A 25801-nucleotide genomic window follows, 5' to 3' on the forward strand; every position below is an offset into this window, starting at 1 on the left:
GTTTAATTTCTAGCTAGAATATTTATTGACTTTTTTTAAAAGGACAATCGGTATAAAAATTATATATTTGCGGAAATATATTTTTATGAGTTTACAAAAATATCTAACCAGTAAAGTTTTTGCTGCACAGCTTTTAGCTGCTAGTGCCATTGTAGGTGTTATTTCTTTTTTGTTTTTTCATTGGATTACTTTTGTAACCCATCACGGCTATGAAATTACGGTGCCTAATTTGGCCAAATTAAGTGAGCAACAAGTTGAACAAAAGTTAGACGAACTCGATTTAGACTATCAAATCATCGATACCGTAGATTATAATCCAAATTTCCCTAAACTTTCTGTGGTACAACAAGAACCCACAGCAGGTTCAAAAGTAAAAGGAGGACGTACCATTTATATCAAAATCAATGCAGCCACGTTCAAAATGGTCACAGTACCCGATTTGATTGAAAAAACATACCGTCAGGCGGTTCCAACTCTAAAAGCGGTTGGCTTGCAAGAAGGATCAATAAAATATGTTCCTTACATGGGAAAAGATATGGTACTCGAAATGTGGTGCAATGGTAAAAAAATTAAACCAGGCACCGTTATTTTAAAAGCTTCTAAAATAGATTTGGTCTTGGGAGACGGGAAGGTTGTGTTTAATGACACCGAATTAGATTCTCTTCAAACGGATAAAACGCCAGTAGATACGCTTAAAAATGAGCCATAATATTGAATTGCAAGAGCCAGAAGACGATTTGTTCGAACACCACCGATTTGAGGTGCCCAAAGGGCAAGCGCCTACTCGAATTGATAAATACCTTACTTTTTTAATTCCAAATGCGACACGGAATAAAATCCAGAATGCGGCCGCCAATGGCGATATTTATGTGAATGATGTTCCTGTAAAATCAAATTATAAAGCAAAGCCTTTTGATGTCATTCGTATCTTATTGTCGCATCCTCCTTTTGAAAATAGAGTAGATCCTGAAAACATTCCCCTTGATATTGTGTATGAAGATGATGCGCTCTTGGTCGTAAACAAACCGGCCAATTTTGTAGTTCATCCTGGTCACGGAAATTATACAGGAACGCTTGTCAATGCCTTAGCGTATCATTTTGATCATTTGCCCATGAACAGTTCCGAACGTCCTGGATTGGTGCATCGTATTGATAAAGATACCACAGGACTTTTGGTGGTAGCCAAAACAGAAGCAGCGATGAGTCATCTAGCAAAACAATTTGAAGATAAATCTACCGAAAGAGAATATGTAGCGCTAGTTTGGGGAAATGTAAAAGATGATGCAGGAACGATTGTTGGGAATATCGCCAGACACGTTAAAGATCGTATGCAAATGGCCGTTTTTGAAGATTCTACTATTGGTAAACATGCAGTGACACACTATAAAGTTCTTGAACGATTTGGCTATGTTACTTTAATTTCATGTCAATTAGAAACGGGGCGCACGCATCAAATCAGAGTACACATGAAACACATTGGACATACCCTTTTTAATGACGCTCGATATGGTGGCGATGTCATCTTGAAAGGGACGACCTTTACCAAATACAAACAGTTTGTAGACAATTGTTTTAAAATCTTACCACGTCAAGCTTTGCATGCAAAAACCTTGGGCTTTATCCACCCCGAAACAGGAAAAATGATGCGTTTTGATACTGAAATACCCCAAGATATGATGGATTGTATCGAAAAATGGCGCAATTATGCTAAGTCGATAGGGGATACTATTCTAGAAGAATAACCATTGAGTATTTATACGCCTTAAAATTATGCCACGATATCTTTTATGTGTATAGTGTCAATACTAATAAATAATCATAATACCGCTAGGATCGCTTTAAAGAGATATTGATTGAGTATTTTTGGTAATGTAGTCAAAATGGTTGTTGCGAAACAATTCTTTTTTGAGAGTTGATTTTATAATCTCGCCTTTTTGTTATTATATTCTATTTTTCTGTTTTCGTCATTATGTACGTTACTCCAATCTATTGAAGGTTGAAGTTTTTTTAATTCTTCAATATCTCTTTCAAATTTGTTATTTAATCCAACAACAATATCGCCTTTTTTTGCATAATCTTTCCTTAAAACAAGGGAAGAGCATCGCTTTTATAAAAACCCTCTTTTTTGACTTAAAACCTTAGATTGTCAGCTATTTAAATTTTTAAATTTGGAATAGTATTCCCAAAAATAACCTTGCCTAAATCATCTTAAACTAGGCCGATTTTTGGAATTATCTTGATAAATTATTTTTTTTGGAGGGTTGTGCAACAGCTACGGCTGTTAACTGAAGTGTTTATTATTTATAGCTTTATTTTAACTATTTTATTATCTTGAATTATTACAAGATCACTTTTATGTTCTTTTTTAAAAAGAAGCATTTTTTCATAAGCCTTTTCAAGACCCTTTAATATCTTATTTCTATTTTCTATTTTAGCTTCTGGAGTCATAGTAGTTTTTTTAATTCTTTTCCTTCATAATTGCAAATATAACTAAATTAAAGAAAAATGTCTTAATTGCACTAAAATAACATTTCAGTTAACGTCAGACTGTGAAAAAACCCACAATCTTCAAAAACAAATATAGTAAAAGTTGTATACCTGCTCGATTTTTATACTTTCAATCCAAAAATAAGCCTCTCTAAAATCGCTTCTAAAGAGGTCTTTTTCTGTTAAGATTTATGTTTTTTACTTTTTAAAAGAGGTTGTGCAACAGCTACCGCTGTTAGCAGTAGTATTATTTTATTCAGCGTTTTTCTCTTTTGCAAAAATTAAACTCTTATTGACTTCTTCAATAGCTTTTTGAATATTTTCTTTTGATAATGGTATTCGATAAACTATTCTTTCGTAGTTAAAATTAGGACAGTTTTTTATTATTAAATTTATATTTTTTGTAATGAAATTATTTAACCCTTTCCAAACCTTAATTTCAACTTTATTTTCCCCACTATAATTATTCTCTGGTGAAATAATATTATATTTTATTTTATTAATGCTTTTGTATTCAATTTGAATTGTTACTTCTATTAAAGAATTCTTATCTGTAATGTTTTTAGATATGTTTTTTAAATTCGATATAGCAAAGTCGTAAGTTTCAAATTGCAAACTTGGAACGTTACATTTATTGTCCTGAGAATATAATGAACAAGAGATGAAAAATAGAAAAATAGCTGATATTTTTTTCATATAATTTTGATTTCGATTTTCAAATATTACTGCTAACGTTCCGCGGCTTGGCGCAGTAGCGGCTGCGTGAAACGTTTATTTTCTTGCTAAGATAAGATTTTCCAGCGGAAAATCGAACGTTGTTGTTTATTGATTAGTAGCTATTGTGCCAAACCGCTGTTAGTGGCAGTTTTTATTTTTCGATACATTTTTCACTTTCCAATTTTACTTTCATTGCAAAGTCTTTAAATTTTTCATCTTGCGAAATTTCCAATGCTTCGCTAGAATATTTTAATCCATTTTTACAATCTCCTAAATTACTATATGCAATAGCTAAATTCAATAATAAAACTGATTTTGTATGTAAGTTTTTCTCAGAAGTAAATTTTTTACCTTTCAATAAAATTTCTTTCGCTTTTTTGTAATCGCGACTTTTCATATAGTTTTGACCTAAATTAACATAAGTTATTGTATATGTACTATCTATAGAAATTATATTCAATGAGATTTCGTTTGATTTTTCTATATTTCCCAATCTAGCTTCTGCTTGTGCAATTGCGTTAAGTATAGTTGGATTTCGACCTTCTATTTTATCAGCTTCAATGAATTTTTCTTTGGCTTTTTCAAAATCTTTACTTTCAACTTTTTTTAATCCTTCAGTAAATAAGGCATGTGCAGTTGTATCTTTAATTCCGGAATTTTTATAAAATATAACATCTTTAGAATCATTTTTATATTTAACCTCATTTTCATCTTGACCTTTGCAAGAATTTAAAGTTAAAATAAGTAATAAAGTATATATTATTTTTTCAATTTTCATATTTTTAATTTTGTTGTTTCTGGGTAAAATTGCCACTAACGTTTGGTCGCTTGGCGATGTGGCGGATTAAGGTAGCATAAACTTTCGGTTAATGACTATTATTCAAGTACAAAACCATCTTTAAATTAAGCCTAATCCCGCCATATTGCCAAACGGCGGTTAGCAGTAGTTTTTATTAGTTTTTAAATAAATCCTGATTAGGAAATGACGCACCATTTAATTTCATCAAATGTATCAAAGCTTTTTTTATTCTGTTCAATTCATCAGAATTAGTAGTGAAATTTAAACGGAGTCTATTAATATATTTTGACTCATTAGAATTAGGATAAGATTGAAATATTGAATTTTTACTACTTATTATTTCAATATAACGATACTCATTGCTTGGTTCAGGATTTGTAATAATTGAACTAATATTTTTTGGACTGAATCTACTTATTTCAAATTGCCTATTGTCAACAAGAATTTCTATAATAAATTCTTTATTTTTCGATTTTGAATCAATTTCTGATTTTATTGTTAGACCATTCATTCCTCCAAAAGTATTCATATATGTTGAAAACATTGAATTTAAAAAATCGATTGTCTCCTTTTCTGTTTGAGCGTTTGAAAAGGAAATTGTAAATATTATACAGATTAAAGTTAATGTTTTTTTCATTTTTTTTTAGTTTTTATTGTATGTTTTTTAAATATTCGTCAGCAATAAGAGTAGCAAAAACCCTCAATTCCTTCTGGTTCAGAAATGTCTCGAAGTTGAAATCATTATTTTTTTCTTTGGTTTTATTTTCAAAATTTTTTACTATAATACCTTTCCAATAATTTCCCTCTGAAACAGGAATAATATTAGAATGAGCAATTCCATTTCTAAATAATCTGACTAATTCTCCAAGTTCTGTATTATAAATTGTCCTTTGATTTCCTTTATTGTCTCTGTAGAAAAACTTATTTTGAATAATTTGATTTCCAAGTTCATTTTCAATAGTCACTTCTCCAGTAAATATTTTTTCCAACTCGGGATAGTTTGAAATAAAACTATTTAAAAAATCTACTTTATAGGTTCTTCTACCTTTTTTATGAAATTCATTAGGAATGAAAATAAGACCAACTAAAGAATTTATTAAATGAGTAAATTTATTAGTCTTATCAAACTCTTTTACGTTTTGTTTTGTTCTTTCAATAAATTTAATGTCAAATTTATCTATTGTTGGATATCCCATTTTTTTACGTTTTTTTAAAATTACTGCTAACGTTCCGCGGCTTCGCGTCTGTTGCGATTCCAGCGAACTGCGTACTTTCTGCTAAGATAAAATATTTTCGTAAAGAAAGAAGTTCAATCCAAGAAAAACTAGCAATAGCGCGAAACCGCTGTTATAAGCCGTTTTATTTTACGGTTTAATTATCATTCCACTTTCTGCGTCAAACTTTTTACGTTCTTCTTCGGTCATTCTATTTCTTAATTCTCTAATCGTAAATCCGCCGTTTAGTTGAGAATTCTCTAAATACATCCAATCGCTAATTTTCTGGTTTACAATCTTAACAGTATCGCCTAAATGTACCTCTTTTACATATTCTGGTAAATTATCAACGACTCCATAATATTCTCCGTTTTTCTTGAAAATACCATTCAGCCAAATATGCTCATTGTAGCGTTCATTACTGAAAGTTTGTTTGATTGAAAAAGAATTGAGTTTAGAATTATTACTTTCAAATGCTTTATGAAATTGGTTTAAAGTTTTGATAGCTTCTTCTCTTGCTTTATTCATTCCATTGTCGCTGCTTTCAGTTTCATAAATCGTTGGTTCATTTTTTCTTTCCACTTTGGTAGTTTTGTTGCAACTTATAATGCATAAGCTGAAAAATAAGAATATTGTCTTGATTTGCAGATGTCTCATAAAATGGCTTATAACGCCTCTCGGCTTGGCGATGTGGCGTTTCTAGTCCCAAAGGTAATAAATATTTCCCAATGTTTGAAATAGCTCCTATGGTTCTATAAATTTCACTCCGAAAGCCATATCGCCAAACCGATGTTACAAGCAGCTATTCTCTCCTGTCCCAAAGTTCTAACATTGCAGTCAAGTCGCTATATTCCTCTGCAAATGCTCCATCAAGCGACCCAAACTTATTTTTAAATTCTTTGAAATATTGTCTTGCTTTTTTGTTACCCGAAATTGTCGCAATGAATAATTTGTTCGCAATTACCATTTTGTTGTCGTCAAGACCTGACTTTGCGGTCTCATATGTTTTTAAAACTGATTGAATTTCTTCCTGCCTATATTTTCTGATTTGTCTGTTAACTACAAGTTTTCTAACAAGTTTTTGTCTTTTGAAATATATTTTTTCAGTTGTCCAAATTGTTTCTTGAAATTTAAAATCCTTTCCTGTCGGCAGGTTTTGAAGTTGGTCAACAAGCAATGTGTCTTTATTAACCCTCAGTCGACAAGTCAACACCGCACCCCAAAAGTCAATGATTGTATCTTGTCCACAAACTGCAAGTATGAACTCTGAAAATGTTGTCGGTTTGCTTTCTGGATTTTTATAGCCACATAAAACAATTGTCTTGCCTTTGGAAAAGTGAAAAGTTGTGTCAGCTTTTATTCCTACATATTGCGTTTTGGGACAGTCACACCATGCTTTGTTAGACTGCCCATTTACAGAAGTCAATGTCAATAAGGTCAATATGATTGTTATGCAGTATCGTGTCATTATAGTTGCTTGTAACGTTTCGCGGCTATCGGTCTGTTGCGACGCCAACGAACTGCGTACTGTCTGCTAAGATAATAGTTTTGCGTGAAAATAGAAGTACAACTCAAGAAAAACCAGCAATAGCTGATAGCCGCTGTTATACGATGGCTTTTTTTCTCATTATTATTTGATACGCAATTCCAATCAAAGCTCCAATTTCTCCACCGGTATAACCATAATTGTGAATTGAACCAACAATCATAAAACTTTTTCCGTCTTCAATTCTATATGGAAAACAGCAATCTTTGTAAAGTTCACTGTCAAATTTACCAATCAGAAATCCGATAAAACCAAAGATAATTGTAACTCCTAAAGTTATAAAAATTGAGTTCATTACATATTTGAACATTAACTTATAGTCTTTATGTATAAGTCCAACTAATCCTTGAAAAATTCCAATATACAATCCAACCCACCAAGTTGCCAAAACGCCAATTAGCGCTGTTGTCATTCTTGGATTTTGATTTCCCCATTCTAGGAAACCAAATTGATCAAACTTGAATACAGTAAAATATTCTGGCGAAATTGAATAAGTAACTTGGTCGTGAATTACGCCATAAAACGCTGCAAGTAATGTCGAAATGATTATTGTCAGAAGCAAAATTCCAAATTTCTTCATCTTTTCCGTGTTGGTGGTTTAAAGCTATCGTATAACGTTTCGCGGCTAGTGGCTTTTTGCGAAACCAGCGAACTGCGTACTTTCAGCTAAGATAAAATATTTACGTGAAAAACCAACGTGAAACCACGAAAATCCAGCAATGGCCACTAACCGCTGTTAGTAGCCGTTGCTTAATTTTCTACAGTAAAATATATCAGCAAACATATTACACTCATTCCAAATTCTATTAAGGATAACTTTTTGGGGTCAAAAAATGACGCTAATATTCTGTCGATTGCTAATAAGACTGCCAATGCAATTACAATTCCAAATACCAAAACTCCGCCGAGACTTGCTCCGCCTTTTAGTGTCAAACAATAAGCTCCGAAAGGAATTCCTAATATTATTCCAATTACCGAGATAACTGAGACAAAAGTTGGTTTATGTTTTTTAAAATCCATTATGTATTTTTCTTTTTTCTGTCAATATATAACCATTTAATATTCAGCGCTATCATAATAAGCAAAACTATTCCAATCCATAAATAATCGCTTAAAGGAAGATTTTTGAAATCGGGTTTTTGAATCTTTCCAAATAGGCCAATAGAATATGGAACGAGTAAATAAATCGTAAAAAGTAAGAATAGTATTTTCAGGAATAGTTTCAACTCTGATTGGTTTTTCTGGCAATGGCTACTAACGTTCCGCGGCTTGACGCAGTAGCGGCTAATTTACAAAAAAAGTTCTTATGAAAACTGCGAGTTGAAAATCCAGCGGATTTTCAGCCGAAGTAGAATAGAAGCTATTGTGCCAAACCGCTGTTATGTGACGTTGCTATTTTATTATTTTTATTACCCCAACTATTATTCCGTTTGGATTAATCTTGTCAAAGTATTTTATGAAAATTTTCTTATTCAGATATTTAGTGTTTTTAGTAAAATTAGTTTTTGGTATAACAAATTTTTCATAACAGTAATTTTTGTCACTCAATGTTGCAATTACTTTTTCTTCGCAAACTAATTCTACTTTTCTTTCTAGAATTTCTCTGTTAAAATCATAAAATATGTCAAAATTTATATTTGAAAAATTTTCTGCTATAGAAATATCTATCGTATTTCTATACGACTCAAGTCCATTACTTTCCCATATAAGTTTATCGTCTTTAAAAACTCTCCAATTAGTTATAGTATCACAGTTCACATTTGCTAACATACTTTCTGTTAAGGTTAAAAATAATATTAGAATAATCTTTTTCATTTCTAGTTTTTTATGAAGTTGTGAGTTTTTGCAATGACACATAACGGTTTGGCGCTTGGCGTTCGTGCGGGATTTCAGGGCGCAAAACTGTCAACCCAGCACTAAAGTTGATTTGAAAAACTGCACTTGAATTTAAGCACTTCACCCCGCATGACGCCAAACGCATGTTACAAGCTGGCCTTCTGTCGACCGTCAAGCAAGCTTCCTGTCCTTCGAAGGGTTTTGTTGTACGTTCTGTCATTGTCCTGTTTTGATAAACATTAAATCAATGATTTAATTCTGCTGATAACATCGTTGCTAATTGCTTCGGAATTTATTGCTCCATTTTCGTCCTCTGTTGTTACAAATAAATTTTCGTTAAGAACATAACCATTATTTTCATAAAACTCTTTTTTCTTTTCCCACTCCTCTCGATAGCTTGGTTTGTGCATCATACCTAAATGTTCAAGTATTATTATTTCGTCTGCACTTGTTGCAATACTAAAGTCGGGTAATCTCCAACCTGTTTCTGTGTCAAATCTTCGTTCATATTGAAATTCAATTTCTGCGTCATGCAAAAGATTAGCAATAATTACTTCTGACTTGCTTCTTACGTAGATTCCTTTTTTAGTCCTGTGAATTAAGTTTTGAACGAAAGGAATTGAGCCTTTTGATTCTCTTATCTGTGTCTTGAAAAGATGTGTGTTTCTTCTTGCTGTCTCTGATGCTTCGGACTTTGAATAATTAAACAACCAGGCTGTATCTTCGCCTTCAACTAATAGAATTAGTTTTTCCTTTGCCCTTGTTAGTCCAGTATAAAGTAATTCTCGGGAAAGAATTCTTCCTGTTTTTGGTAGAACAAAAAATACCAACTTGAAATCACTTCCTTGACTTTTATGAACTGTGATTGCGTAAGCCAATTCTAGTTTACTTCCGTCTTCTTTAAAGTCTGCAGAACTATATCCAATAGTATGACCTTCTAATCCTGAAAAGGATGCATTACCAAAACTTTTTATGAAGTTAACTACATAGCCGATTTGCCCGTTGGAAATTTGTAATTCTACTTCGGTTTTGTCTTTGTAGCCATTTCGTTTTTCATTTTTTACTTGAATTACTTTATCCCCTTTCCAAATTTGTTGGTCGCCAAGTGTCATTTCCCAAGGTTGGGTTGGTCTTTCTCTGTATGTTGATTGCACCATACGGTTCAAATTATTTGCACCCCAAAGTGGAGACCTCACTGGTGACAGCATTTGAAAATTTTCAACTACTTCTGGATTATTTATTGGGAATTTTCCGTTTGCAATGCCAAGAACTTTATTAAATCCTTCAATCAAACTATCTTCTTTAATGTCAAATTCTTTGTTGATAATATTTTGAACTAACAAAGGCAATTTTTCTGCATCATTCCAAAACTCAATTTGCAAATCATTCAACTTAGTGTTGTCGCCTAACTTGTCAAATATTTCATCGTTGTTCTTCGCACTTTTTCTTCCTGCAAACCATGATGCTAATTTTAAAGTGTCTGATTCTGCTCCGTTCTTAGTTCTTACAACAACTTCTAGTTTTGCATGTGCTGCCGATGCTTTTATTCTTTCTTCTTCGTCAGATTTAAATGGTGCTTCTAAGTATGCACACAAGTCGGCAAAAGGTCTGCCTGCTCCGATTGGAGGTAATTGAAATGGGTCGCCAACAAGAATTACTCTTTCCAAATGCATCATGTCTAATGCTTGAAACAAAGCATAGAAATTTTCCTCTGTCAGCATGGAACATTCATCAATGATAAGTGTCTTCTCTGCTTTGTAAATCTCTTTGCCGAAGAATAAAGTTTTCATTCTGCTCCAGTCAAAACGCTTTTGTTTTGTTAGAAACTGTGCAATTGTAAAAGCGGGATGTCCTGTCATCTTTTCCAACTTCACCCTTGCTTTACCTGTCGGTGCAAGCAGTAAAATTCCCTTTTCTGTCAAGCTCTTTGAGCCAAACAAAGCTCCCATTACAGATGTTTTTCCTGTACCGGCTGGGCCATTTAAGATTGAAAGTTTTCGTGTGGTGATTTTTTCCAATGCATCGCTTTGGTCATGCAAAGCATCAATATGTCTTTTTTCATTTGGGTTAAATTCTCCTCCACTTTCTTTGATTGTTGCTTTGATTAGTTCTGCCCAATTTTCATTTAAAGAAGGAAGTGTTTTTGATGCTCTTGCTAAAAACTTTTTGGAAAGTTCGGTTTCAATAGTGTTGTATGTTTTTAGCTGTAAAGCATTCACTGATTCAGTTGAGATATGAATAAGTTTTTCTTTCAGATACTCAATGTGTGTTGCAAGATAATTAGCGGGTATTTCAACTTCCTCGTTGATGCTTAAAGCATCAAGCCGTTCTTTAATTTCAAATAGAGAAAGTAAAGTATCGCCTTCGTTTGCCGATTCTTTTAAAATTGAAATAACTAACGCTCTTATTCTTCTTGGGTCTATTTTAGATTCTAACCTATAAGGAGATTCAGGCACATACTCCCCCTGAACTGCTCTGTCTTCAAATACACCGTAATCAATTGTTTCAACTGGAATAAGTTTTTCGTTTGTTTTGGGTTCATCTTCTTCAACGATTAGATAAGGGTTACTTAGAATTTCTTTTGTAGTTATATTATAGCCGTTGGCTTTTCGTTTTGCTTCGTCAAACCACCTTGTAATTTGAGAAACATTTAACTCAAACCTTGACAAAAGCATTAAAAGCTGTTTGTCGTTGGTTGCCAATGATTCCCACAAAACTTTTAATTGCTCATACTCTCTACTGTATGGTTTTCTGCCAAGTTCAGGAATGTTTCCATAGATAGCACCTTCAAAAACATCCCAAGGGTTTTCTTTGGTTTCACATAAATTTTCTTTGTAAATGTCAAACGCAAACATGTGTCCTTGCTTGAAACCGAAAGCAACTAATGCAGAGGAAAAAGATGGGAAGGGTCCCATATTTTCTTTCAACATTCCTATTTGTCTGCTTAACCATTGTAACCTTTTATCCCAAGGACCTTCAATAACACCATGTTTTTTTATGACTTCTATTACATGACGTAGTTTGGAAATTACGGCTAACAAATTACGGTCAGTTACCCATTCGCTGCCATAGGAAAAATCATCAATCCGATTTTCGTTGTCGCCTATTTCAATTAGCGAAACTTTTATTTCTTCAATAAGTTCCGCTTTAGTTTTCAGTTTGCCTTCTACCTTATAATTTTTATCTTCAAGTGCAAGATATTCATGGTATGGAATTAAAAATCCCTCATCATCACCTGCTTCACCAATCGGACGAATAGAGTGCGAAATTCTTCTGTCCCACAATGGGTAATCGGGACCCATTGACTTTTTATTGTATTTTAAAATTCCTGTCTTGTCCTTTACAGTTCCAATGCCAACTAAAAGTCGTCTGCATTCTTCATCAATTGGGTTGCCTTGTTTTGTATAAAATACAACCAATGATTTATTTTTCACAATTGGATTAAAGAATAAATCTAAAATGGCATTTTGTCTTTTTTCATCATATACCCAAGCTGTATTAAATTTTGGAAATTGATTAAAAGGTAAATCTGGATATTCCTGATTTATTTCTTGTTGATTTTTGTTTAACATCCACCAAAAGGGAACGGAGAAAACACTGTAAGGAGGAACTTCAAATTCTGTTCTTTCTAGGTGTGAATGATTGGCTTTATCATATTCTTTATAAGGATGTTTAAATGAACGTCTATATGATTTTGAATTCATAAAAGCCCCACCTTCAGCTTTACATGGTGGTAGTTTCGTAGGTTCTAATTCCCACCAAGGTTTATTTTCTGGTTCATCATCTTTCTTCTCTTCATAAATTCTAGGTAATTGAGTGCAATAACCATTGCTATTTGGTTTGCAACAAACTGTTCCATTCCATTTGTTGTCGTGCCATGCTACTCTTATTGATAAATGTTTAATCATTGAGTCGAATTGTTATTAGTTGTGTTGTCTGTTTAGGCTTGCTTGTAACGGTTTGCGGCTTGGCGTAGTGGCGGATTTTCACCACAAATGTTTATACGAAGCACTACTGTTTGTTTACCCACAAAACTGTCATACGAAGCACTGAACCCGCCATTACGCCAAACCGCTGTTAGCTGCTGCCCTTCTTGTCTGTAGTGGGTTACGCTGTCTTTGGTGCGGTTGGACAGACACACTCTTTGCCAAGTTTTGGCTTGCGTGTTGGCTGGTGCGACTTGGCAATGTGTGTGGCTGTGAAGCGTTGGCATTTCTGTTAGTTAATGTTTTTTTCTACTGTCTTTATTTCCTCTTCTGTCAGGTCGTAAAGTTTGTAAACTAAAGCGTCAATTTTATTTTCCAAGTCCGTTGTGTCTGCCGAATGGTCTTGAGCTTTCTTAGTCAATATTTGGTCAACAAGAGTTTCAATTTTCTCCTGTGTTTTAGTGTCTGCAAGTTTAATAGGAAGATTTTCAACCGATGAAATTCTTACTTGTGGGAAAATGTCACCGCCCTGTGAATTTGTCTTGCGATAATAGAACTTGAATAAGGTCGAATTGAAAAGCCCTAAAACAAATTTTATTTTAATTCTCTTGTCTGTGATATGACAGCTATGAATTGTTTGTTCATAAAAAACACCTTTCGAAGCAAGTGTTGCAATCAATTCCTTTCCAACTTTTCTATAAATTATTTTTTCTCTTTCAAAAATTGCAACATCTCTCATTCTTAAACCTGGACCAGTATTACCAATTCTTTTCATTTCTTCTGCCATCATTTCTTTGGGTTTATAATTGACCCATACTTCTGTATTTGCTAAATGAAATCTTGTGATTTGTTTACCGAAATACAGCTTATGACAATCCTTGTCTAATTTTTTATTTATGAAAAGTAAGTCTTTAATTCTTCCTGCTATTATACCATCTTTAACTTCGCCAATATCAATTACTCGAACGGTATCTTTTTTAATTTTCGAAATCAGGTCTTCATTAGCGGCACTCATTTCTAATCTGAAAATCAACTCTTCGTCAGATGTTATTTTTGAAAGTTCAACTTCGGAAAGTTTATGAAGTTCTTCCGCAGTTATTTTAAATGCTTTATACTTTGCTTTTTTATCTGGGTAGTTTTCAACAATAACGCTATCTACTTGTGCATCTTCAAAAACTTTATCGTCAATTTTAACAACCGTAACTCCGTGATTTTCGCAAACTATTTTACGGGCTGTAACAAATTGTTTATTATTGAGAAACTTCCCAGGAATAATGTAAGTGAAAACACCAGAAGGTCTTTTTATTTGCATTGCCCTCTCTATGAATAGGGAATACAAGTCAAATCTACCTTTGGCTGTTTTGAAAGCTGTTTCATAGTAAATTTTATACTGCTGATTGATTTCTGTAATTCCAACATAAGGCGGATTACCTATTAAAACATCATAACCGATAAAATCACCATCATCATTTAGCACTTCGGGAAACTCGAAACGCCATTCAAAAGCATTTTCATAAATTTTGTTTGCTTTAATTTCTTCTATTTCGGTTTCTAACTTTTTAGTTTCTTCGGTGAGTTCTTTAACTTTTGCGTCCCAGTCTGCCTTTTCCTTTTTGCTCATTTCAAAAAGTTGTCCTTGATTGGTAAGCCTGAAAAGGTCGCCTGATAGTTTTCTTAACTTTTTTACTTTGGGGTCATTCATAGAAATTTCACTTCTGAAATCCGATTTAATGTCGGCAATCAGTCGTTCCATTTCTTTTTTCTGTTCCTTGCTTTCAGCATTACGGTATGTGTCAACTGCAATTCTGTAGCTGTCAATTGTCCATTTGCTTTTTTTAAGGGCTTGTTTTAAATCTGCATCTATGGTAAATCGGCTAATAAGTGAGTTTCCGCATTTGATGTTGATGTCAATATTTGGGAGTGTTTCAAGTTCTGTTGTGTTTTTGTAATAAGCGTTTTTCAAAAGCTCAATCCATAAGCGCAAACGACAAATTTTTACCGAATTGGAATTGATGTCGACACCGAAAAGGCAATTTTCAATTATTGTTTGCTTTTCGTGGAAAAGCATTTCTTATATTCGCTGACTTTCCTTGTTGGTTGGGTTGTATTCAAACAGTTCGCCTTCTTCGTCTGTTACAATTAGTTCATCATTTACAACTTCTACTTGATATTCTTTCAAGCGTTTTCCGTCACGGTCTTGCAGAATTTTCAAGTCATTTTTTACGGCAATCATTTCATTGAGTGCCGAAACTAAAAAGTGACCTGAACCAACGGCAGGGTCGCAAATTTTGATGCTGTTTACTATTTTGTTGGCTTCCTTTCGGTCTTCAATTTTATCGTAGAGTTCTTCAATGTCTTTGCAGTTCCATTTTTTGGTTTCGTTGAATTTTTGAACAACCGCTTTGCGGATGGTTTCACGACACATATACATTGTGATGAAACCCGGAGTAAAAAATGAACCGTCTTTGTAGCCGTTTATTTTCTCGAAGATTAATCCGAGAACAGAAGCGTTAATAAGCGACTTGTTATCTTCTTGTATTTCTTCCGAACCTTCACTGCTGAAATCATAGGCGTTCAAAAACTCAAACAGATATTCCAACGTATTTAAACTTCCTGTTTGCTTTTTGCCTTGGTCGTTTTTTAATACGGTGGTTGAAATGATTGGTATTTTCTTATCGTCTTTTAAATTGCTTATGAATAAGGTTACTTGTTCAATATCGGTTGGTTCAAAAAGCGAACTGTTTAAGTAAGGAACATTTTCAAAAGCCTTTTTTACATCATCATTTCTGTCACTATACTTACGAGCCAATACTTGAAAGAACAAGCTGTTTAAATCGTCATAGTTTTTGATTTTGTCGAGGTTAAGAAACGAATACGATTTGTCGCCTTTGTGGTAAGTAATAAGTTGGGCTTCCAGCAACTTCAAAAACAGTATTCGGTTTATCCAAGTAATGGAAAGTTCAAGGGCAACATTGAAAAGTCTTTCCTGACTTGTGCTTCCAAATTGGTTTGGTTTGTCAAGTCGGCTTAGCTTGTCTAAGCTGTCAAGCTGAATGATTGCATCTTCGAGTATTGTTCCTGAATGTCTTTCGCCTGATTTATTTCGTTCAATAAGTTTTTTGTTTCCTTCTTTGGTTTCGGTCAAGCCGATAATATGCAACAACTCACTGTAAAAGCGTTTGTCAAGGCTGTTGCTGTCGTTGGTAAACGGAAGTTTTAAAAGATGTTCAGGCGATAATAGTTTGAATAAAGCAATCAGCGAATTGTCATCCGCCTTGTCAGCATTGCGAAGTGGCTTTTGATAATCTTGAATATTGAAGTATGTAAATTCAATTTCTGCTGTTATGTCGGCAATAAAAGGCTCGGCAATTTGTTTGTAAAAAAAGTCGGTTTTTGTGTCTGCCAAACGTCCGCCTTCAAATTCTGTAAATTGCTTTACGAGATTTTTGTTTTGAGCAAAAAGTCTGTCGAATAGGGTAGCGTCAAAAATGAACCATTCGTTTATGTTGGTCGCAACAAGATGTTTTACTTCAAGATTTTTATGTGTTATTCTTTCTCGTAAGTAGTAAAGCACTAATTCCTGAAACGCTTTTGCGTTCAGCTTTTTAGTGGTTATCATTTCTGCTTTATTGGTCGGCTTTTTAGCTTCAATGATTACACCAACGGAACTTTTAGCCGTGTTTCCATTATGAATAACAAGGTCGTTTCGACCTTTGGTATTTATATAATGGTTTGGGTCGTAGTATGTTTTCTTTAAGAAGTCAATGACAAGGTTTTTATGAAATTCTTCGCTTTCGGTGTCATTTGTCCTGTCGAGTAAAGCAATTAGATTAGTCTTGAAACCTTCAATTTCAGTCCTGTTCGGTTTTACTTTTAAAAAGGCTTTGTTTAATGCCTTTCGTGGTTTCAATTCTTTTAATTCCATCTACAATTTTATATTCTTTTTACAGTCGGTTAAGATAAGTTTTTATGTCGAAACGGTGTCAGTGCGCTGGCAAAAAAATGGCTCTTTTAGTTTTGCGAAGGGTCGGCTTGTGTGTCGGGCAAAACCAAATGTGCCATTTTGTGCGGTTGGCTTTTCGGGTCATTTTTCTGTCGGTTTGTTGTTGCTCTGTCGGTCGTCATAGGGTTGCAGCTAACGGTCCGCGGTTACCCGCAGTGCCAAGCCCTGTGGGCGGCATTGCGGGTAACCGCTGTTGTGTGCAGGTTTTATGGTTTTTCTGTTATTTGATAATTCATATAATCTAAAAATCCGTTTGTTTCATATAACAAATCATAACCTTGAGATGTTAAATAATAATGACAGACTTTAATTTCATTATTTCTTTTTGTAAAGGTTAACAGATATGGACAAAATTTTGCTTTATCAACTTTCTGTACAATTAAATCAAAGTTTCCTTCAATTTTTCTTTTTGTAAAGAATCCTAAAGACCTGTCGTTAATAAATCTTGCAATTTTTATGTCTTTGATTGGATAGGTGAAAAGTTCATATTTTATTCCTTCATATTTAGCACAATTTTCATTCATTGTTGAACTTATCGTTATGCTGTCAGTAGTTATGTTTTTCACAACTCCGCTTTTGAATCTTTTACCGTCTGCAAATTCTAAATCATATATCGCTTCCATTCTAATAACAAAACCCTCATTTGAAAGAGTCCAACTTTTATTATAATCTAAAGTTTTCCCTTTCTTTTGTACAACTAATACATTTCCAGGTCTATATGTACAATCATATATTTTTCTATATTCTGCTTCGCCTTGTATTGTATCATTTTGGGAATATGAATAAAATGTAACAACTGATAATATTAGTAAGATGATTTTTTTACTCATAATTTTCTGATTTTCTTTTTTTACGATTTTTTTTGATAAACTTGCACACAACGTTTCGCAGCTTGGCGAAGTGGCGGATTTAGAAGCACTTACTTTCATTTTAGCACTAATGTTTATTTAAAAACCAAATGTTCAATTTAGCACTGAACCCGCCATTTTGCCAAACTGCTGTTATGCCTTCGCCCTTCTTTTCTGTCAACTAATTGTCCAATTTTTGTCGCTTAATTTTTCATAGCCACGTTGTTTAATAAACTTCATAAACTCGGTATTGTCTGTCGCAGGAAATTCAACTTGTATTTCGTCTGTCAGTTTCTTCAAAACCTTGTCGCCAATTGAATTTGCAAACTTTCCACGTAATGCTCTTTCATACCAAGTCAAAAGGTCGGTTTCAGTTACAATGCTTTGAATTTTAGATTTCCAACCGATTTGATTTAAAACGGAAACAATTATTTTCTGTTCTGTGTCTTTACAAACGATTACTATTCTGTCTGCCGAAACAGAAGAAACAATATTTTCGGCAAGTTCTTCCGTCAAGGATAAATGTTTGATTTGAATAGCAAGTCCGAAATTTGCCCACATATCAAGTCCTCTGTCGGCTGCATTTGTAACACCAACACGATTAATTCTTGCTTTAAGTTTAATGCTTGTCTGCTTGGTTGTGAGTTGAATTACTCGGTTTGCAAAGTCTTCAAACTCTTTCAAAATATCTGATTTTGCTGGGTTTAAACTTACTTCAACTGAAACTTCTAATGCTTCAACTAATGCCGAAAACAAAGAATAAACAACAATTTCATAGATCTTATCAATACTTCTTCTTAGTCCAGGTTCATTCCAAAACATCGCAAGAAATTCATTCAAGTTGAAGTTTGTTTTATCATGTGTCAAACAGTAATCTAAACCTGTTGACATTTGGGTAAATCGTTGAGCAAATTTTTGGTAAATGTATGCTTCAACTATTCCGTTTTTACTTCTGTTTTCTTTTCCAAGTTCTGCCAATACCTTTGGTGGAATTGCATTATCGTTGAAAATGTCATCTTGATAACGAGCCGAAGAAGTTGAAGTTCGTCCTAAAAATTTGATACAAATAATGTCTCTCCATTTCTTTGAAATCGTGCGATAAGTGGATAAATCAGAAAGATTAATGTCTTTTTCTGTTCTGTCACGGTGCAATATTTCTGCTACTTGAATTGGCTTGTAAAGGTGAACCCTTGCTTTGTCAATTACTTTATCCAACGATTGCTTTGCGTCTTTTATACTCATTTGTGGGTTCTAATAATGTTAATTGAATTGTTTCCTTAATCGCTTCCTTTTGATTTTTCATTGCGTTCATCATTTCACCTGCGATTGCTTCAATGACTGGAACAGAAACTGAATTACCTGCTACTTTTCGTGCTTGTGAATAAGGAATATTTATTTTAAAAGTATCTGGAAAACCTTGTAGTCTCAACATTTCTCTATCCGTTAGTCTTCTTTCTCCATTTACTACAAGATAGTTGTAACTTCCACCTGCTCGTAATGCACAAGAATAAGGTAATGCTGAAATATTTCCTCCAATGTTTTCATGCCATATAGACGGAAAGGGCGGAACGCCCTTTACCGCATTTTTTCTTTTTTCTCTTAGTTGGTCTGAAAGAAAATAACTCTGAGGTATTTCATCGTCCTTTTGTAAAACTTCTATCAATGGTTTGTAATAGCCAAGTGGTCTAGGGAACTTAAAATAAATTGGGTCTCTGAAACCGACAATATAAATTCTCTCTCTCTTTTGTGGAACTCCAAAGTCAAGCGAATTAAATACTTTGTGATAAACCGTATATCCAAGTCCTTTAAGTTTTTCTAAAATAACAGCAAAGGTTTGTCCATTGTCGTGTGTTGTAAGCCTTTTTACATTTTCAAGTAAAAATGCTTGCGGTTTTTTCGCTTCTAAAATTGCTTCTATATTGAAAAATAAAGTTCCTCTTGTGTCCGCAAAGCCAAGTCCTTTACCTGCAATGCTAAAAGGTTGACAAGGAAATCCTGCTAATAAAATGTCGTGGTCGGGAATGTCGTGAGGTGCAATTTCGTTAATGTCGCCAAACGGTCTGTCGCCAAAATTTGCCTCATACATATCTTGAGCTGCTTTGTCCCACTCGGAAGAAAAGACTGTCTCACAGCCGTGAGCCTCAAAACCAAGTCGGATACCTCCGATACCTGCAAAAAGGTCTATTGTTTTATATTTTTTTGCCATTGAAATAAGTCTTTTTTATTCAGCACAAATTTAGTCAAAATAGGTGCTTTATTTTTCATTTTTGTCGGTTAGTTGTTAACTATCATTGTTAGCACAGTCGTCTTTTTAGGGTGAGGCATAACTAGTTTATATGCGAATAAAAGTGCCTGTTTTTGTTCTAAATGGGCATGTTATACGCATGTTTTTGTAAATTTTTATGCGTATAATTAGTAATTACGCTAGTCAAATATAATTAAAAATACTACATATCAAAAGGATTAATTATATTTTTTAATGAAGTACTGCTCACGTGGGTATAAATCATAGTTGTCTTTGGACTACTGTGCCCTAATAGATCTTGAATGTAGCGCAAATCGGTACCACTTTCTAATAAATGGGTAGCGAAACTATGACGAAGGGTATGCAAACTAATTTGTTTTGTAATTCCTGCTTTCTTTGCAGATTGTTGCAGCACAGCTTGTGCGCTTCTACTACTGTATTGTTCTCCAAATTGTCCTTCAAATAAGAATAGTTTAGGTTTATAAACCGCATAATACTCTTTTAACAATACTAAAACTTTAGTTGATAATAACGTATATCGATCCTTTTTACCTTTTGCATTTTTAATATGTATCAGCATTCTCTGACTATCAATATCTGTAAGTTTTAGGTTTATGGCTTCACTGATTCGTAGTCCAGAGGAGTATATTAAAGCCAACAAGGCTTTATGTTTTAGATTTGCCGTAACATCTATAAGCTTTAAGGTTTCTTCTTTACTCAAAACATTTGGTAATCTTTTCGCATTTTTTGGACGATGAAGTTCTTCGATTACAATTTTTGAATGGTGTACAATTTTAAAAAACAACTTGAGCGCATTAATCGTTTGGTTTTGATAGGAAGCCGAAAGGTTATTCTTTATAATATACTCATCATTATACACAATCACATCGTCATTAGTAATATCTGCAACAGGTTTCTCTCTATAAAAAACCAAAAACGATTTCAACGCCTCGCTATAAGTAGTAATCGTACGTTCACTATAACGCTTGGAACGTAAGTATTGTTTGAATTTTTCAATTTGTGCAATACCTTCACTAGAAGGAATCGTGTGAGATAACGGTGTGAGTTTAAATCGAATTCGATTCTCTTCCGTATCAGGCAAATGCCAAACTTTTAACGTCTGACTCCATCGTGAACCACCAAGCTTTTTAATTCGAGTGATTAATTCAGCATTTTTTTCAAAGGAAACAGCAATACGAGGTTCGCCTTTATGACGAATGACTTTGGCAGTCCATTTCATGGCGTATACTAATTTAAAGGATAATATGTACCAAAAATACTAAAAAAATAATTCAAGACAAATCTTAATTCATCAATACATTAAGTGTGCCCCGAAAAAAGAACCATAGCAGGAGAAAAAGCAGCACTATTTACATAATTTTTGGCTACAAATTGATCTGTTTTGTAAAACAGAACCTTAGCGGTAACAACAACCCATTGGCCTTCACCAAGAACAGGACTGGTCCAGTGCCTCATAGGCTGTAGAGTAGGAGCATAAGGCAATTCAAAAACCACATAGGCTTCTTCTTTTGGAGCATTGAGTTGCAAAGAAGTAGCGGTAACAAAAACCAACAACTCGGCATGATAATAGCGCTTAGGATAAATCAAAGCCTCTTTCGAGCAAAGCTCAGGTACCGAAACCACCACCTGACGGTCTTCATTCAAAACCACATTCAATTCGGGTAGAAAATTTTCCCGAAAAGGGGAGTGGCTGTTAAAATCAAAGCCTACTATTCCTGAAGTATCACTATTCAAAGGAGTTCGAGTGCCTTTTAGCATAGCGGTATTGTTCCTAATAGCATGGTATAATGCCCCCGTAAGCCTACGATACATATAAGTGTCCGTTTGCTGCATTAAAAACGCACTCAGATTCCAACGCAATTTTTTTGCCCAAGTGCTACACGTTCTAAACTCGCTACCACTTTCTTTGGTTCTTGAGGTCTGCTTTACTTTATCGGGCAACGATTGCACCACTTGAAGACCATCTACATTTCGGAAAACCAAATTGCTAATAGCGCCACTCAATAATTTGTTTTTTGTTACTCGTGCCATACGTCATATTTTAGGGTACGCTATCCATGCTTTTAGGCAAAGGTATAGATGCGTTATAGTTTAGCTACTGTAAATGTAGTTTATTTTTATATTAAATGTATACTAAGTCTATAAAAAATAGTCTTTTTTATAGAGTCACTATAGACTCAGTATAGACTCACTATAGAGTCACTATAAAATAAACCTGCCTAAAACCTTAAGCTTCCCTAAAGGAAACTAGGAAGAACCTTTTTAGGACATTACGCTAATATAATGAAAGAAAAGCCTTTAAAAATGAAATAGAAAAGTTTATAAAAAGGTCATTTTAAAAAACTTATCAACGAAAACGATTGAATTTCGTGTTTTTTCACAATCCTTAGCAAAAACCCTATTTTTTATAGGATTCTTTAGTAATTTTACATTTTAAAACTCAAAAAATGTCAAAAACAATAAAAAAAATTGGAGTATTAACCTCAGGAGGCGATTCACCTGGAATGAATGCAGCCATCCGTTCTGTAGTTCGAACATGTGCCTACCATGACATCGAATGTATCGGAATTTATAGAGGCTATCAAGGCATGATTGAAGGCGATTTTAAAGAAATGGGCCCCCGTTCGGTAAATAACATTGTGAATAAAGGAGGTACGATTCTCAAATCGGCGCGTTCTAAAGATTTCATGACCGTGGAAGGAAGAAAAAAAGCTCATGAAAACCTAGTAGCCGCTGGGGTAGATGCTTTGGTGGTGATAGGGGGTGACGGAAGTTTTACAGGCGCCGAAGTCTTCAATAACGAATTTGGGTATCCCGTGATGGGCATCCCAGGTACAATAGACAACGATATCTTTGGCACCAGCCATACGCTTGGGTTTGATACCGCGCTTAACACAGTAGTCGATTGCATCGACAAAATCAGAGATACTGCCAGTTCGCACAACCGATTGTTTCTGGTCGAAGTTATGGGAAGAGATGCTGGTCATATCGCCCTCAATGCCGGAATAGGAGCAGGGGCAGAAGAAATCCTTATCCCTGAGGAAGATTTAGGTCTTGATCGCTTATTAGAATCTTTAAGACGAAGCAAAGCTTCTGGAAAATCCTCTAGTATTGTCGTGATTGCTGAAGGCGATAAAATTGGAAAAAATGTTTTCGAATTGAAAGACTACATCGAAGAAAACCTCCCAGAATATGACATTCGCGTTTCGGTACTTGGACACATGCAACGAGGCGGTTCGCCTTCTTGTTTTGATCGAGTATTAGCCAGTCGATTGGGGGTTAAAGCGGTAGAATCAATCCTTGAAGGAAAATCTAACTTTATGGTGGGTATTCTCAATGATAAAATCGCGCTTACCCCATTGGAACAAGCCATCAAAGGACATTCTGAAATAGACAGAGAACTCCTTCGTGTGTCAGACATCATGACCATTTAATAGCATTTAAAAAAGTATAAATAATAAAAAAAACACCATGTCAAAAGTTAAAATAGGAATCAACGGATTTGGAAGAATTGGAAGAATTGTTTTTAGAGAAATCTTCAATAGAGACAATGTAGAAGTTGTAGCCATCAACGATTTGTTGGATGTAGACCATTTGGCCTACTTGTTAAAATACGATTCCGTACACGGACGTTTCAACGGAAAAGTGGAAGTCAGAGAAGGAAAATTATTTGTAAACGATCGATACATTAGAGTAACCGCAGAACGTGATCCAAAATTGATTAATTGGGGAGAATTGGCTGTTGATGTGGTTGCAGAAAGCACAGGAATATTTACAACACTAGATTCAGCAAAAGGACATCTTGAAGGAGGCGCCAAAAAAGTGGTTATATCAGCACCTTCAGCAGATGCGCCTATGTTTGTAATGGGAGTAAACCATACCGAAGCCAAAGCCTCAGATACCATTGTGTCTAATGCGTCTTGTACGACCAATTGCTTGGCTCCTTTAGCCAAAGTGATTCATGATCATTTCGGTATTGTTGAAGGATTAATGACTACAGTTCATGCAACTACGTCTACACAAATGACTGCCGATGGCCCTTCTAAAAAAGATTGGAGAGGCGGACGCGCAGCGAGTGTAAACATCATTCCATCGTCTACTGGGGCGGCTAAAGCTGTAGGAAAAGTGATTCCGGCATTAAACGGAAAATTAACAGGGATGTCTTTTCGTGTGCCCACAGTTGATGTGTCTGTAGTTGATTTGACTGTAAAACTAGCCAAACCTACCTCATACGATGAAATTATGGCGGTATTAAAAAAGGCTTCTGAAAATGAGTTTAAAGGCATTCTTGGATTTACAGAAGATGATGTAGTTTCGCAAGATTTCGTTTCCGATTCAAGAACCTCTATTGTAGATGCCAAAGCAGGAATCGGATTGAACGACACATTCTTTAAATTGGTTTCTTGGTATGACAATGAGTATGGTTATTCAAGCAAATTAATCGATTTATCGGTACATATCGCATCACTATAAATACTTAAAAAATCCCAGTATCGCTATAGGTCTTGGGATTTTTTATTTTTTAAAACCTAAACCTATGAAATTATTAGTTGATAGTGGTTCTACCAAAGCCGATTGGATAGCCATAGACGATAACGGAAAAGTACTTTTTACCACTCAATCCTTGGGATTAAATCCAGAAGTACTCGATAAAGAAGAAATCATTCACCGTTTGGAAGATAAGTTTGACATCTCCCACAATAAAGATAAAGCCACTCATTTGTTTTTCTATGGCGCAGGCTGTGGTACCGATCGTATGAAAGATTTTCTGACGCTTACTTTTCAGGAATATTTTAAAAATGCGGCAGTGACAGTGCATGAAGACACCTATGCTGCGGTATATGCAACGACCCCAAAAGATGAAGAAGCCATTGTTTGCATCCTTGGTACGGGGTCTAATTGTAGTTATTATGATGGTACGGTTTTACACCAGAAAGTACAATCGCTGGGGTATATCGCTATGGATGATTGCTCTGGAAATCGCTTTGGAAGACATTTGTTGCGAGGGTATTACTTCAATAAAATGCCTAGAGATTTGGCTTTAGAATTTGAAGAAGAATACAGCATTGAGCCCGATACCGTAAAACACAATCTTTATAAAGAACCCAATCCAAATGCGTATTTAGCTACATTTGCTAAGTTCTTAATCAAGCATAAAGATACCCCATTTTGTAAAAAGTATATTTATGCAGAAATGGAAGATTTTGTAGAGAATTACATCAAACAATTTGATAATTGTACAAAAATTCCGGTGCATTTTGTAGGGTCGATTGCATTTTATCTCAAAGAGGAACTCGAAGAAGTACTCAACAAACACGGCATACAAGTAGGTAACGTGTTGCGAAGACCCATAGACGGATTAATCGCCTATCATATTTTAAATAAATAAAATTTAAACCCAGCATTTTGTTGGGTTTTATTATATTAATTCTAATTTTGTGTTATGGAAATCGCAATCATCGCCCACGATAGTAAAAAAGCCGACATGGTTCAGTTTGTACTGAAAAATGCGGCACTATTAAAAACACACACGCTTATTGCCACGGGAACCACAGGAGGTCGTGCAGAACAAGCCGGACTCACGGTTACCAAAATGCTATCGGGACCTTTAGGAGGCGACGCACAAATTGCAGGTCGTGTGGCAGAAGGAAAAACAAAAATGGTCTTGTTTTTCAAAGACCCTATGTCGAGCCATCCTCATGAAGCCGACATAAACATGCTTATTCGCGTATGTGATGTACACAATGTGCCCTTGGCGACAAATGAAGCCACGGCACAATTATTATTAGACGCAATTGCCTTGCAAGAAAACGTGTAACAAAAATATTTTTTTGAAGGAACTTACGAAAGAGTAACGTTATTTCCTCATCCGTTCGGTACTAAATAAGGTTTTAGCGTGCCAATGGAACCTTAATTTTCAATTGGATCGTCTGTCTTGAATTTTCTCAGGGATTCCCTATTTTTACAAAAAACCTACAACAAACAAAAAGTCCGTTTGATGATTTGTAAAAATAATTTATATACATTTGTGATAAACGCGCCTCTTTTTTTTGAAGTGTTTTAAATATTGGTTTTATTATGTTTTTCGTCACTTTTGGGCATAATTTTCCATACCCATAAATTAGCTTTCATGAGCATTTTGCACTTTGACTACCGACA

24 protein-coding genes are annotated in these 25801 nt (G+C 34.6%); 6 read left to right on the forward strand and 18 right to left on the reverse strand.

The window, feature by feature from the left end:
• Positions 1-85 precede the first annotated feature (85 nt).
• A complete protein-coding gene (locus CLV55_RS10445; protein ID WP_112113745.1) occupies positions 86-709 on the forward strand; it encodes a PASTA domain-containing protein in 624 nt (207 codons plus the stop codon).
• Positions 699-1742 carry an RluA family pseudouridine synthase gene (locus CLV55_RS10450; protein WP_112113746.1) on the forward strand — a complete coding sequence of 348 codons (1044 nt, stop codon included), beginning with the start codon at positions 699-701 and terminating at the stop codon, positions 1740-1742. Before CLV55_RS10445 ends, CLV55_RS10450 begins: the two co-directional genes overlap by 11 nt.
• A gap of 559 nt (positions 1743-2301) precedes the next feature.
• On the opposite strand, the gene CLV55_RS12905 is transcribed toward CLV55_RS10450, so the two are convergent.
• The 18 genes from CLV55_RS12905 to CLV55_RS10545 form a co-directional block, all read right to left on the reverse strand.
• Positions 2302-2448 (reverse strand): hypothetical protein, encoded by a 147-nt coding sequence (locus tag CLV55_RS12905; protein ID WP_170122255.1) that lies wholly within the window; start codon positions 2446-2448, stop codon positions 2302-2304.
• A gap of 291 nt (positions 2449-2739) precedes the next feature.
• Positions 2740-3183: a hypothetical protein gene (locus tag CLV55_RS10455; protein WP_112113747.1), complete on the reverse strand. Its 444-nt coding sequence runs from the start codon at positions 3181-3183 to the stop codon at positions 2740-2742.
• Between the two features lie 172 nt (positions 3184-3355).
• Positions 3356-3982 carry a tetratricopeptide repeat protein gene (locus CLV55_RS10460; protein ID WP_112113748.1) on the reverse strand — a complete coding sequence of 209 codons (627 nt, stop codon included), beginning with the start codon at positions 3980-3982 and terminating at the stop codon, positions 3356-3358.
• Positions 3983-4157: 175 nt separating this feature from the next.
• Positions 4158-4640: a hypothetical protein gene (locus CLV55_RS10465; protein ID WP_146739562.1), complete on the reverse strand. Its 483-nt coding sequence runs from the start codon at positions 4638-4640 to the stop codon at positions 4158-4160.
• 13 nt (positions 4641-4653) lie between these two features.
• Positions 4654-5199, reverse strand: a complete 546-nt coding sequence (locus tag CLV55_RS10470) for a HEPN family nuclease (RefSeq protein ID WP_112113750.1) — start codon at positions 5197-5199, stop codon at positions 4654-4656.
• 168 nt (positions 5200-5367) lie between these two features.
• Positions 5368-5799: a DUF2314 domain-containing protein gene (locus CLV55_RS10475; protein WP_158527035.1), complete on the reverse strand. Its 432-nt coding sequence runs from the start codon at positions 5797-5799 to the stop codon at positions 5368-5370.
• A gap of 220 nt (positions 5800-6019) precedes the next feature.
• Entirely contained in the window at positions 6020-6685 is a 666-nt protein-coding gene (locus tag CLV55_RS10480) for a hypothetical protein (protein ID WP_146739563.1), read from the reverse strand.
• A 136-nt stretch (positions 6686-6821) separates the two neighbouring features.
• Positions 6822-7343: a hypothetical protein gene (locus CLV55_RS10485; RefSeq protein ID WP_112113753.1), complete on the reverse strand. Its 522-nt coding sequence runs from the start codon at positions 7341-7343 to the stop codon at positions 6822-6824.
• A 170-nt stretch (positions 7344-7513) separates the two neighbouring features.
• Positions 7514-7783 carry a hypothetical protein gene (locus CLV55_RS10490; protein ID WP_112113754.1) on the reverse strand — a complete coding sequence of 90 codons (270 nt, stop codon included), beginning with the start codon at positions 7781-7783 and terminating at the stop codon, positions 7514-7516.
• Between the two features lie 372 nt (positions 7784-8155).
• Positions 8156-8578 (reverse strand): hypothetical protein, encoded by a 423-nt coding sequence (locus tag CLV55_RS10500; protein WP_146739564.1) that lies wholly within the window; start codon positions 8576-8578, stop codon positions 8156-8158.
• 260 nt (positions 8579-8838) lie between these two features.
• Positions 8839-12507 carry an ATP-dependent DNA helicase gene (locus tag CLV55_RS10510; protein ID WP_112113758.1) on the reverse strand — a complete coding sequence of 1223 codons (3669 nt, stop codon included), beginning with the start codon at positions 12505-12507 and terminating at the stop codon, positions 8839-8841.
• A gap of 310 nt (positions 12508-12817) precedes the next feature.
• Positions 12818-14593, reverse strand: a complete 1776-nt coding sequence (locus CLV55_RS12945) for an Eco57I restriction-modification methylase domain-containing protein (RefSeq protein ID WP_211306492.1) — start codon at positions 14591-14593, stop codon at positions 12818-12820.
• Between the two features lie 3 nt (positions 14594-14596).
• A complete protein-coding gene (locus CLV55_RS12950) occupies positions 14597-16450 on the reverse strand; it encodes a DUF7149 domain-containing protein (protein WP_211306493.1) in 1854 nt (617 codons plus the stop codon).
• 284 nt (positions 16451-16734) lie between these two features.
• Positions 16735-17457 (reverse strand): hypothetical protein, encoded by a 723-nt coding sequence (locus tag CLV55_RS10525; protein WP_245902716.1) that lies wholly within the window; start codon positions 17455-17457, stop codon positions 16735-16737.
• A 96-nt stretch (positions 17458-17553) separates the two neighbouring features.
• Positions 17554-18618 carry a HaeII family restriction endonuclease gene (locus tag CLV55_RS10530; protein WP_112113760.1) on the reverse strand — a complete coding sequence of 355 codons (1065 nt, stop codon included), beginning with the start codon at positions 18616-18618 and terminating at the stop codon, positions 17554-17556.
• Positions 18584-19582 carry a DNA cytosine methyltransferase gene (gene dcm / locus CLV55_RS10535; RefSeq protein ID WP_112113761.1) on the reverse strand — a complete coding sequence of 333 codons (999 nt, stop codon included), beginning with the start codon at positions 19580-19582 and terminating at the stop codon, positions 18584-18586. The genes CLV55_RS10530 and dcm overlap by 35 nt, the downstream gene beginning before the upstream one ends.
• A 241-nt stretch (positions 19583-19823) precedes the next feature.
• On the reverse strand, positions 19824-20861 hold the full coding sequence (xerA, locus tag CLV55_RS10540; protein ID WP_112113762.1) for a site-specific tyrosine recombinase/integron integrase: 1038 nt from the start codon (positions 20859-20861) through the stop codon (positions 19824-19826).
• A gap of 80 nt (positions 20862-20941) precedes the next feature.
• On the reverse strand, positions 20942-21673 hold the full coding sequence (locus CLV55_RS10545; RefSeq protein WP_112113763.1) for a hypothetical protein: 732 nt from the start codon (positions 21671-21673) through the stop codon (positions 20942-20944).
• 416 nt (positions 21674-22089) lie between these two features.
• Between CLV55_RS10545 and pfkA the strand changes: the two genes are divergently transcribed.
• The 4 genes from pfkA (at position 22090) to CLV55_RS10565 (ending at position 25460) form a co-directional block, all read left to right on the forward strand.
• Positions 22090-23076 (forward strand): 6-phosphofructokinase, encoded by a 987-nt coding sequence (gene pfkA / locus CLV55_RS10550; protein WP_112113764.1) that lies wholly within the window; start codon positions 22090-22092, stop codon positions 23074-23076.
• Between the two features lie 37 nt (positions 23077-23113).
• Complete coding sequence (gene gap / locus CLV55_RS10555) at positions 23114-24115, forward strand: type I glyceraldehyde-3-phosphate dehydrogenase (RefSeq protein ID WP_112113765.1); 1002 nt, start codon at positions 23114-23116, stop codon at positions 24113-24115.
• A gap of 64 nt (positions 24116-24179) precedes the next feature.
• Entirely contained in the window at positions 24180-25031 is an 852-nt protein-coding gene (locus tag CLV55_RS10560) for a BadF/BadG/BcrA/BcrD ATPase family protein (RefSeq protein ID WP_112113766.1), read from the forward strand.
• Between the two features lie 54 nt (positions 25032-25085).
• Positions 25086-25460, forward strand: a complete 375-nt coding sequence (locus tag CLV55_RS10565) for a methylglyoxal synthase (protein ID WP_112113767.1) — start codon at positions 25086-25088, stop codon at positions 25458-25460.
• Positions 25461-25801: the final 341 nt, after the last annotated feature.

This window comes from Flavobacterium aciduliphilum, assembly GCF_003268855.1.
GTDB lineage: Bacteria > Bacteroidota > Bacteroidia > Flavobacteriales > Flavobacteriaceae > Flavobacterium > Flavobacterium aciduliphilum.